The sequence below is a fragment of the Allomuricauda sp. CP2A genome, assembly GCF_001683915.1.
Lineage (GTDB): Bacteria > Bacteroidota > Bacteroidia > Flavobacteriales > Flavobacteriaceae > Flagellimonas.
On the sequence record NZ_LXTT01000008.1, the window covers coordinates 1 to 4,168 of the forward strand.

Consider the following 4,168-nt stretch of genomic DNA (forward strand, 5'->3'; position numbering starts at 1 on the left):
ACATTATGATTTAGGAGATTTAAAAATTTAAGATTAATTTTTTTTAAATGCAAATTATCGAACAAATTGACAATGTTACCCTGGAGATTCTAGGTTCTCGACTGAAGAATGTGGTCGCTCCATTGAATATAATCCAATGGTTGAATAATTTCAAGCCCTCCGAAGTTCAGTTTGCAATCCATATTGCTATGAACATGAATGTTTTTACTACCTATGAAATAGAAAGTATTTTGGATAAAACTTTAAATGGTCAATTTCCCAAATTGGAAAAGGGTGAAAAAATTTTGATCCTTCCAGTCGGGGATTTTGGAAAGAGTGGTAGCATGATAGCATACTTCGTTCAGAAAACTAATTTTCACGGGAGAATGAAAAATTCAAATAAGTTGAAATTAGTGGCTCATTTAGATGAATCGATTTTCGGAAAAGACCAAATCTACTTGGTCTTGATAGATGATTTTGCCGGTTCTGGAAAATCTATAGAAACATTTTACAATGATAAAGTGTTGAAATATAAAGATAGATTCAAGGAAATCCATTTTGTGGGCATTGCTGGTATGAATAGGGCAGTTGAGCGAATTGAACCATTGTTTGACAAAGTGCATTTTCCTAAATCCAATTTATTCAAACCATTATTTGCTAGGGATTCGCACAACTTTGGATATAGGAATTATAATGCTTATAGAGAATTTTGCTATCAATATGGTGTTACCTTGTCGAGACCCAAAATATTGAAAAATGGAAATGAAAAATATGTTCATGCTTTGGGTTTTGAAAATTCACAGGCGTTAGTCTCTTTTTCCCACGGAAGTCCGAACAATACTTTACCAATAATTTGGGCTAACAAGAATGGATGGCATCCACTCATACCAAGATTTTCAAATGATAAAATGAGTGTGTCCAGAGAATTTCGTAAATCTCTTTCCTATGAATTAGCCCTATTAAAAGAGTTTGGCTCCAACAATGTCAAAAGAGAGTTTTTCACTTTTCAGGTCAAACGAAATAAAGGAACTTTTAATTCAGTGGGTAAAATAGACTTTTCTGTTTATGGAATCATCAGATTGAAACGTGCCGGTCATACAGTACCAACCATTTGCCAAAAAATGGGGATGTTGACTTCTGATTATGAAGACATGATGGATAAAGCAGTGGAACGACGACTATTCACAGAAAATTTTGAACTATCTGATTATGGCCTGCAATTGTATTATGAGGCCAAAAAAACGATAAAGGCACTAAATAGAAGTATAGAAAACGAAGAATCACAATCTTTTGTTCCAAATGAAATAAAATATTTGCCAAAACAATTCAATGGTAGGTCATAGAGTGCAAGCAATTTCAGGCATAACTACATTTTTTTAAATGAGATAGGGCCTGGAGGCTCGGGCAGTAGTCCGTGCAGGGTTGAAGTTACTTTTCAACACTTCCAGTACAACATATCCCTTCGGGAGAGTTGTGCTGGAAATGCTCCGCATTATTCAAAATAGAGTTGCACCTATGACCTTTCCATTGTCTAAAAATGATACCATATGGACCATTCCCAAGAATTTTTGTCAGACATAAAGGAATACAGGGAAAGACTTGATGAAAAAGGACTCCCATTGGTCTTTTCAATCCACCATCTGTGCTTATTGGCCGGAGTATCGGTCACCGAGATTCTGGAGATATGTAAATCTGACAGAATTCGTTACTATAAAAGATTTAAGCTCAAAAAGAAACGAGGAGGTTTTCGTGTGATCCAAACACCAGAGAACACGCTGAAATTTTTGCATAGATGGATTTTAAAAAATATTCTCAATAGGGTTGAATCACATGAAAAATGTTTTGGCTTTGATAAGGAATCCTCAATAGTTAAAAATGCAAGTGCCCATTTGGGTCAACCAGCGATCCTTAAAATTGATTTGCAGAGATTTTATGACTCTATAAATGAAAAACGAATTTATGGAGTAATCCTGAGTTTTGGATATCACCCAAACTTGGCAGTTTATATGGCTAAGCTTTTAACTGTGAGACCGGACAGTTATTTTCTTAGCACTTTCAAGAAAAAAGAATCATCTTTAAAGGATAAACTGGAGATGCTTAATGAAGGGGTTCTTTCACAAGGAGCTCCAACGAGTCCTAAATTGGCAAATCTAGTTTGTAGAAGATTGGACGAAAGACTGAATAAATTAGCACTGAAGAACCAGCTGAACTATTCGCGTTATGCTGATGATATCACTTTTTCAGGAAATCTTGTTCAACTGGAAAAGATTAAAAAAACTGTATATTTCATAGTAAGGGATGAAAATTTCTACGTCAATTATAGTAAAACCAGATTTATAAAATCCGGCGGGAACTTTTTTGTTACTGGACTTAGTATCAAGGATGGTGTTGTCAAAGTACCTGGAAAGAAAAAGAAGGAAATAGAGCATCATCTATATCATTGTCTTAAAAATGGAGTTATAAATCATTTGAAATCAGCTGGGGTTAGCCAAAGGAATTTTAAGGATTGGTTATTGGGAAACATAGCATTTGTCCATGCTGTTGAAAAGGATGTTGCCAAAGATTATTTTGAACAGTTTAACAAAATCAATTGGCCTATATGATTTGATTTATGAAGTTTAGTGGAAACAATTGTTTGTTGATGATATAAGTATAGATTCCCCATCTTTAAGGCCTAATTTTAAGAATTGAATAGGTGATTATAACGGGGTTCAAAAACTGTGAACTTTACCCTATAAACATAATTGGTTTTTTGTTATATTGGGAATAGAACTTTAATATGAAATTATACTTTGCTAGTACATGTACAATCTTTCCAATTAGTAATACGGAATGGTTGTTTGTTTCAGAAAAAATCGAATTCTAAATTGATTTCATAAGTGGGCAAAAAAATCGAAGTCAAAGACTTGTTGGAAGCTGGTGTACACTTTGGACACCTAACCAGAAAGTGGAATCCAAACATGGCGCCCTATATCTACATGGAGCGTAACGGTATCCACGTTATCAACCTTTACAAAACGGTAGCAAAGCTTGATGAGGCCAACGAGGCTCTTTATAAAATTGCTGCTACTGGCCGAAAAATCCTTTTCGTAGCCACGAAAAAACAAGCCAAGAACATTGTTGCTGACAAGGTTTCCAAGCTAAACATGCCATATATCACTGAAAGATGGCCCGGTGGTATGCTGACCAACTTTGTCACTATCCGTAAAGCGGTTAAGAAAATGGCTTCCATCGACCGTATGAAAAAAGACGGTACCTTCAATACTCTTTCCAAAAAGGAAAGATTACAAGTAGACCGTTTGCGTGACAATTTGGAGAAAAACTTGGGTTCCATTACCGATATGACCCGTTTACCCGGTGCGATCTTTATTGTGGATACGATGCGTGAACACATTGCCGTAAAAGAGGCCCGAAAATTGAATATTCCAATTTTTGCAATAGTAGATACAAATTCAGACCCAAGACCCATCGATTTTGTGATACCTGCAAATGATGATGCAAATACATCAATAGCTGCTATTTTAACTGAAGTGACAAATGCCATTGCTGAAGGGATTAAAGAATACCAGGATAAAAAAGAAAGTAAAGCGATAATTTCAGAGGCTGTTGCTCTCAAAGAAAATGAAGAAGTTAAGGATGGAGCGGTTTTTGACCCTGACCAATACCAGTTTAATGAACTCAGTGAAATGTCTGTTGGGGAATATACGTCTAGTACTGAGTTGGTTTTGATTAATTCGGAAAATAGAGAATTGCAGAAGAATGTGTCATACGAGTTCAGTTATAAGGTAAGAATTAACGACCCGCATTTCCGCCCCGATCTTCTTAAAACATTCAGTTATCTCGTTTCGGCCAGTAATGCTGATATTGCTAATTCAAATTTGATCTTGAAATTTAACGAAACTAATTCAGCAAATGCATTTTTTTCAATTATTCCTAGAATAACGGGTATGTCCAAAATACAAATTAATTTACTTCAAAACTTTCATGTTGTAGATACTCTGGAAGTTAACTTACCTATAAAATAGAATTTCATAGAATGATTCTACTTGTGAAAAATGAGGATCAACCTCAAACTGTCTTTTCAGCAAGGCCAATTTTCTTTGTTCATGAGCAAACGGGCGAGACCACCACGACCTTATTATTCTCCATAAATAATGAACAGACAAAAACCATTGAGAATATTAGGAAT

Annotated in this window: 3 protein-coding genes; all 3 read left to right on the forward strand. The window is 35.3% G+C overall.

The features are described from left to right. The first annotated feature begins 47 nt into the window (after window positions 1-47). The 3 genes from A7D14_RS00870 (at window position 48) to rpsB (ending at window position 4,004) form a co-directional block, all read left to right on the forward strand. Window positions 48-1,322: a hypothetical protein gene (locus A7D14_RS00870; RefSeq protein ID WP_067028989.1), complete on the forward strand. Its 1,275-nt coding sequence runs from the start codon at window positions 48-50 to the stop codon at window positions 1,320-1,322. 204 nt (window positions 1,323-1,526) lie between these two features. Then, window positions 1,527-2,582, forward strand: a complete 1,056-nt coding sequence (locus A7D14_RS00875) for a reverse transcriptase family protein (RefSeq protein WP_067028991.1) — start codon at window positions 1,527-1,529, stop codon at window positions 2,580-2,582. A 276-nt stretch (window positions 2,583-2,858) separates the two neighbouring features. Next, window positions 2,859-4,004 carry a 30S ribosomal protein S2 gene (gene rpsB / locus A7D14_RS20310; protein WP_255307360.1) on the forward strand — a complete coding sequence of 382 codons (1,146 nt, stop codon included), beginning with the start codon at window positions 2,859-2,861 and terminating at the stop codon, window positions 4,002-4,004. Window positions 4,005-4,168 lie beyond the last annotated feature (164 nt).

What these genes read in the sequence shown, in the direction of transcription:
- A7D14_RS00870 (WP_067028989.1), top strand. Translation starts at nt 48, where the DNA reads ATGCAAATTATCGAACAAATTGACAATGTTACCCTGGAGATTCTAGGT.
- A7D14_RS00875 (WP_067028991.1), top strand. Translation starts at nt 1,527, where the DNA reads ATGGACCATTCCCAAGAATTTTTGTCAGACATAAAGGAATACAGGGAA.